Source organism: Dietzia cinnamea NBRC 102147 (assembly GCF_001571065.1).
Lineage (GTDB): Bacteria > Actinomycetota > Actinomycetes > Mycobacteriales > Mycobacteriaceae > Dietzia > Dietzia cinnamea.
In genome coordinates, this window is the sequence record NZ_BCSW01000084.1 from 1 (window position 1) to 6,655 (window position 6,655).

The window sequence follows — 6,655 nt, forward strand, 5'->3', positions numbered from 1 at the left end:
GGGGGCCGATGCCCGCGCTCTCGTCGGTCATCGGCCCCCGCCTGTCGTCGTGTGTCCCGGAGTCCTCAGCCCAGGATCTTCCAGTCCTCGAGGCCCTCGTACAGCGGCTTGGCCTTCGCCAGGGCGGTCACCCGCTCGCGCAGGCCCGCGGTGTCGGCGTCCTTGCCGGCCGCCAGGGCGGTGCCGATGATGTCCGCGACCTCGCGGAACTCCTCCGTGGTGAAGCCGCGGGTGGCCAGTGCCGGCGTACCGATCCGCAGGCCGGAGGTGACCATCGGCGGTCGGGGGTCGAACGGAACGGCGTTGCGGTTGACGGTGATGCCGACCTCGTGGAGCAGATCCTCGGCCTGCTGGCCGTCCAGCTCCGAGTCGCGCAGGTCCACCAGCACGAGGTGGACGTCGGTACCGCCCGTGAGGACCGAGACGCCGGCGTCCTTGCAGTCCTGCTCGGTGAGCCGCTCGGCGAGGATCTTCGCGCCCTCGAGGGTGCGCTGCTGCCGCTCCCGGAACTGCTCGGTGCCGGCGATCTTCATGGCCGTGGCCTTGGCGGCGATCGCGTGCATGAGCGGCCCACCCTGCTGGCCCGGGAACACGGTGGAGTTGAGCTTCTTGAACAGCTCGAGATCGTTGGTGAGGATCATGCCCGAGCGGGGCCCGCCCAGCGTCTTGTGCACGGTGGTGGACACCACGTCGGCGTGCGGCACCGGGCTCGGATGCAGCCCCGCGGCCACCAGGCCGGCGAAGTGCGCCATGTCGACCCACAGCTTCGCGCCCACCTCGTCGGCGATCTCACGGAACTTCGCGAAGTCCAGGGTGCGCGGGTAGGCGGACCATCCGGCGATGATCACGTCCGGCTTCTCCGCCAGCGCCATCTCACGGACGGTGTCCATGTTGACCTGCATGGTCTCCGGGTCGACCTCATAGGCGGCGACCTCGTAGAGCTGGCCGGAGAAGTTGAGCTTCATGCCGTGGGTGAGGTGGCCACCGTGCGCGAGCGACAGACCCATGATCTTCGAGCCCGGGGCGGCCAGTGCCATGAGGACGGCGGCGTTGGCCTGCGCACCGGCGTGCGGCTGCACGTTCGCGTACTTCGCGCCGAAGACCTCCTTGGCACGGTCACGCGCGAGGTTCTCCACCACATCGACGTGCTCGCAGCCGCCGTAGTAGCGGCGGCCCGGGTACCCCTCGGCGTACTTGTTGGTCAGGACCGAGCCCTGCGCCTGCAGCACGGAGCGCGGGACGAAGTTCTCCGACGCGATCATCTCGAGCGTGTCCCGCTGACGGGCCAGTTCCCCGGCCATCGCCTCGGCGACCTCCGGATCCAGTTCGGACAGAGAGGCGGAGAACACGTCGGTGTTCGGGTCGGTCATCGTTGCTCCTCGCGCGTGGGCTTCTCGCTTCGTACGAATCGTGTGGGCCACGGCTCGTCTCGTCGTCGTCGTCGTCAGTCTAGTGCCACGCACCCTGACACCCTCTCCCCCGTGGCCACCTGCCACAATCGGAACCCGTGAGCAGACATGCCGGCGACTACACGCCGTACGTGGAGTTCGACCGCCGTAGCTGGCGGCGGCTGCGGCGTGCGATGCCCATGGTCCTCACCGAGCAGGATCTCGAAGGGCTTCGCGGCCTCGGCGAGCACCTCGACCTGGACGAGATCGCGGAGATCTACCTCCCGCTCAGCCGCCTCATCCACCTGCAGGTCTCCGCACGTCAGCGGCTGTTCCAGTCCACCAACCTGTTCCTCGGCGAGACCGTCGACGCACCGATGCCGTTCGTGATCGGTGTCGCCGGCTCGGTCGCGGTGGGCAAGTCCACCTCCGCCCGTGTGCTGCGCGCGCTGCTCACCCGCTGGGACTCCCACCCCCGGGTGGACCTGGTGACAACCGACGGGTTCCTCTACCCCAATCGTGAGCTCCAGCGCCGTGGGCTCATGCACCGCAAGGGGTACCCGGAGTCGTACGACCGCCGCGCGCTGCTGCGTTTCGTCACCGAGGTCAAGTCCGGGGCGCCCGTGGTCCGCGCGCCGGTCTACTCACACACCAAGTACGACATCGTGCCGGGTGAGCACATAGAGGTGCAGCGGCCGGACATCCTCATCGTCGAAGGCCTCAACGTCCTGCAGACCGGCCCGCGGCTCATGGTCTCGGACCTGTTCGACTTCTCGCTCTACGTGGACGCGCGGATCGAGGACATCGAGCAGTGGTACATCGAGCGGTTCCTCGAACTGCGCAGCACGTCGTTCTCCAACCCGGGCTCGCACTTCGCGCACTACGCCGACCTGTCCGACAACGCGGCGCGCCTGGCCGCGCGTGAGATCTGGAACTCGATCAACCGGCCGAACCTCGTGGAGAACATCCTCCCCACCCGGCCGCGCGCGACGCTCGTCCTGCGCAAGAACTCGGACCACTCGATCCAGCGGCTGCGCCTGCGCAAGATCTGAACCCACACCCCGCGCGCCACTGGCCGCCCGTGGCCTACACCGGCGGCGCGCCCGTCTCCCCCTCCGGCACACCGCGCCTCCGCAGCTCGGCCTCGGCCCGGTCGAGACCTCCGTGTTCGAGCGCGGCCAGCCAGCTGCGATCCGACCACACGAGCCGCCCTCGCCGTCGTACCTCCACCTCGAGCTCCCCGGTCAGGTGCTCGATGGACCCGGCCGAGTTGCGGTTCTCCGACGGCAGCGGCACGGGCAGGACGTGCGCGCGGTCGAGCGGCGAGCGGCCGCTGACGCGGATGTCCCAGCCGTAGCCGCGTCCCTCGAGCTCCCACCTCTCGTCGGTGACGTCGGCACGTACGGGCGAGACCACGGGGTTGCCGAGCCGCACGACGCGCCCGCCCGGGAGCCGCACGACGAGCGCGGTGACCTCGGTGCGCAGCGGGCCGGAGTGGATCTGACCGCGGGCGAACGCGACGCAGGTGTCGGGCTCGGAGAACGCCTGCGCCTGCCCCCACCACCAGGAGTCGGGGAAGCCCTCCGCGCCCCAGTTCTTCTCGCCGTACACCTCGGCGTCGTCGAAGTCCCAGCGCCGGCCGTCGAGCTCGGCCCATCCGCTGGCGCGCCCGCCGAGCAGCCAGGGGTGCCAGTACTGGTTGAGCGCGGGAACGGACTGGAAGATGCTCGACCCGCCGACGGCGCGATGCGGCCACTCCACGGGGTCGGTGATGTCCACGTGGAGCCGGGCGCCCTCCCCCATGTCCACGTGGATGCCGTCGCGGCGGTACTCGAACTGTCCGCCGGACCGGGCGCCGATGCGCGAGGGGTCGGCCCACCCGTGCGGCGCGGCGGCGAGGCGGAGCGTGGAGACCGCCGCGGAGGACGACGACGAGGAGTCCCCGTCACCGGGCCGGCGGGCGCCACCGGCCTCGAGCGGGATCGTCACCTCGTCCGAGGCCAGGCCGAGCGTCGCCCAGTGCCCGTCGGGTCCCCGGTTGACCCCGATGAGCGCGATGGCCACGCGCCCGCGTTCGCGGTCGGTGATCCGGAGGAAGTACCCCTCCATGGCCACGCCGTGCGCGCGGAGCGGATCGCCGAAGGGCAGGTCCGCGCCGGTCGCCCGGTATCGCCGGAGGAGTCCCATGCGGATCAGCGTCCCATATCCGGCCGGCCGGCGGTGTCTCAGTCCGCGTCGACCGGGCGGTCGTCCGTGGCCGGATCCAGCTTCCGGACGAGGCTCGGTGCGAGCTCGGAGAGGTCGTACTCGGCGAGGAGGCGGCTGACCTCGTCGTCGTCGACCCCGGACAGCACCCTGGCGATGGTGACACCGTGCGTGGGCTCGCTGACCACCCGGATCTCGTCGCCCGCCCCGACCGGACCCGGGGCGAGGACCCGCGCGTACGCGCCCGGCCGCCCGCCCTCGGTGAAGCGACGCACCCACCGCGGCTTCCCGACACGGTGGGCGAAGGTCTGACACGGGATGCGCGGCGTGGTGACCTCCATGCGCAGGCCGGGTGCCCCGGCGGCACCGGCAGCACCTGCAGCGGCGACCTCGAGCACCGTCCCGATCTGCAGCTGCGAGGTGTCGACGCCCGTCACGCGGAGGTTCTCGCCGAAGAAGCCGGGCGGGATGGGGCCGCCGAACTCGGGTTCCCACTGCTCGACGTCGGAGTCGGAGAGCAGGTAGACGGCCTTCCACACGCCGCCGTGGTGCTTGCGGTCGGCCTGGACGTCGCCGTGGAGGCCGTACTCGCGGACCTGGACCGGGCCCTCGACCGGGCGCTTGTCGATCGCCGTCACGCCGACCCGGCCGGGCACGGTCAGCAGCTGGTCGACCACGCACACGGCCCGGACGGTGAACCACGCGGGCACGGAGGATCCCGCCGGGGTGCTCACTGCCCGAACCTGCGGTTGCGGGCGCTGTACTCGCGGAGTGCGCGCAGGAAGTCCACGCGGCGGAACGCCGGCCAGTAGGCCTCGGTGAACCAGATCTCCGAGTACGCGCTCTGCCACAGCAGGAAGCCCGACAGGCGCTGCTCGCCGGACGTGCGGATCACGAGGTCGGGGTCGGGTTGCCCGGACGTGTAGAGGTGCTCCCCGATGCCCTCGACGGTGATCCCGTCGACGAGGTCGGCTCCCGTCCGGCCCTCGTCGATCAGCTGCTCGACCAGCTCACGGGCCGCGTCGGCGATCTCCTGCCGCCCGCCGTAGCCCACCGCCACGTTGACCTTGACGCCCGGTCGGCCGGTGCTCACCTGCTCCGCGTGACGCAGGCGATCGGCCAGCCACTCCGGCAGGAGCTCCAGCCGCCCGACGATGCGGACCTCCCAGTTGCGCTCCGGCCTGGTGATCTCGTCCACGACGTCGGCGATGATCTGCAGCAGTTCGCCGAGCTCGTCGGCGTCGCGGCCGAGGTTCTCGGTGGACAGGAGATAGATGGTGGCGACGTCGATGCCGAGCTCGTCACACCAGCCCAGCATCTCGGCGATCTTCACCGCGCCGGCCCGGTGGCCGTGCGCGACGTCGGTGAACCCGGCCTCCTTGGCCCACCGGCGGTTGCCGTCGCACATCACGGCGACGTGCCGCGGCAGCCTCTTGCCCTCGAGCGACGACCGCAGTCGGGACTCGTAGAACTTGTACAGGGGGGAGGTGGCCACGCGGGAAAGAGTACCGCGCGGCACCGCCTCCTCTGTGTTGCCCCTGACCCGCTGCGCGCTCGGCTCCGTCGGCCGGCGGGAGTCAGTCCCGGCGGCCGGCGCGCACCGCCGCGGCGAGGGCACGCAGCCCGTCGGCGGTGGTGTCCCATCCCATGCAGGCGTCGGTGACGGACTGCCCGTAGACCAGTTCCTCGGCCTCGACGGACTGGGCGCCGGGCTCGATGAAGCTCTCGATCATCAGCCCGGAGATGCCCTGCTCTCCCCCGCCGATGCGCTCGGCCAGCTCGGCCACGACCTCGGCCTGGCGCTCGTGCGACTTGCCCGAGTTGGCGTGGCTGGCGTCGACCATCACGAGACCCGGCAGCCCGACCTTGCCCACGGCCGCGACCGCGGCTGCGACGGACTCGGCGTCGTGGTTCGGCCCGCGGGTGCCGCCGCGCAGGATCACGTGACAGTCCGTGTTACCCGCCGTCTCCACGACCGCCGCGCGGCCGTCGGCGTCGGTGCCGAAGAAAACGTGCCCCGCCGCCGAGGACCGGCAACCGTCCACCGCGACCTGCACCTCTCCGTCGGTGCCGTTCTTGAAGCCGACCGGCATGGACAGGCCCGACACGAGCTGGCGGTGCACCTGGCTCTCCGTGGTGCGGGCGCCGATCGCACCCCAGGAGACGGCGTCGGCGATGTACTGCGGGCTGGTCGGCTCGAGGAACTCGGTGCCGACGGGAAGTCCGAGGTCGAGCACGTCCAGCAGCAGCCTGCGGGCGGTGCGCAGGCCGCGCGGGATGTCGTAGCTCCCGTCGAGCGCGGGGTCGTTGATGAGGCCCTTCCAGCCGACCGTCGTGCGCGGCTTCTCGAAGTACACGCGCATGACGATGAGCAGGTCCTCGGACGTCTCCGCGGCGAGCTCGGCCAGCCGTCCGGCGTAGTCCAGCGCGGCCCCGGTGTCGTGGACCGAGCAGGGACCCACCACGACGAGCAGTCGGTCATCCCTGCCCGCCAGCACATCGGCCACCGCGCTGCGACTGCGATCGACGAGCGCCTCGCGGGCCTCTCCCAGCGGCAGTTCACCGAGGATCTCGGCGGGGGTCGGCAGTGGCGAGTACGACAGGACCCGACGGTCGGCGGTCTGGGTGGGATTCTCGGCGGTGATGGTCACGGCGGTGCGCTCCTGGTGGTGATGGTGGCGGGCCGGGTGCCGTGATCTGTTGGTGCCCTTGTCGACACCCGAGCCGCCTGAGTTCAAATGGCGGGAGGCGGCGACCATGGTGGTCACCGCCTCTGGGCTCCGGGTGTCGACGATCCGTCTAGCGGACGCGTGCGCTCGCGGCGCGGGCTCCACCCGGAGCCCACATAAAGCGCCAATATGCGCGAGCGATCGACATGCGCCCCACCGTAACAGAACCCGATCAGCTGTGGCCATTCACCCCCTCGTGATCACCACCCGCTCACCCCGCCTCTCCGCCAATCGAACCCTTGTGCTATGTGGGACGCGCCGGTAGAATCGATCACAGGTTCGATAAAGGTGCGGCGCGGTTGGGGGTGACCGGGGTGGATACGACGACGACGA

At 70.9% G+C, this 6,655-nt stretch carries 6 protein-coding genes; 1 reads left to right on the forward strand and 5 read right to left on the reverse strand.

What is annotated here, in order from left to right; genetic code table 11:
* Positions 1 to 65: 65 nt before the first annotated feature.
* Positions 66 to 1,370, reverse strand: coding sequence for a serine hydroxymethyltransferase (gene glyA / locus DCI01S_RS15575; protein ID WP_061230069.1), 1,305 nt, complete (start codon positions 1,368 to 1,370; stop codon positions 66 to 68).
* Between the two features lie 137 nt (positions 1,371 to 1,507).
* Here glyA and coaA point away from each other — a divergent pair, with 137 nt between their 5' ends.
* Positions 1,508 to 2,440, forward strand: coding sequence for a type I pantothenate kinase (coaA, locus tag DCI01S_RS15580; protein WP_007631281.1), 933 nt, complete (start codon positions 1,508 to 1,510; stop codon positions 2,438 to 2,440).
* A gap of 34 nt (positions 2,441 to 2,474) precedes the next feature.
* Here the strand turns inward: coaA and DCI01S_RS15585 are convergent, their stop codons facing one another.
* From DCI01S_RS15585 to DCI01S_RS15600, 4 genes are all read right to left on the reverse strand, one after another.
* Positions 2,475 to 3,575, reverse strand: a complete 1,101-nt coding sequence (locus DCI01S_RS15585; protein WP_061230070.1) for a tocopherol cyclase family protein — start codon at positions 3,573 to 3,575, stop codon at positions 2,475 to 2,477.
* 38 nt (positions 3,576 to 3,613) lie between these two features.
* Entirely contained in the window at positions 3,614 to 4,327 is a 714-nt protein-coding gene (locus DCI01S_RS15590; protein WP_232303212.1) for an MOSC domain-containing protein, read from the reverse strand.
* Positions 4,324 to 5,088 (reverse strand): isoprenyl transferase, encoded by a 765-nt coding sequence (locus DCI01S_RS15595; protein WP_061230071.1) that lies wholly within the window; start codon positions 5,086 to 5,088, stop codon positions 4,324 to 4,326. Before DCI01S_RS15595 ends, DCI01S_RS15590 begins: the two co-directional genes overlap by 4 nt.
* Before the next feature lie 82 nt (positions 5,089 to 5,170).
* Positions 5,171 to 6,244, reverse strand: coding sequence for a 3-deoxy-7-phosphoheptulonate synthase (locus DCI01S_RS15600; protein WP_061230072.1), 1,074 nt, complete (start codon positions 6,242 to 6,244; stop codon positions 5,171 to 5,173).
* Between the last annotated feature and the right edge of the window lie 411 nt (positions 6,245 to 6,655).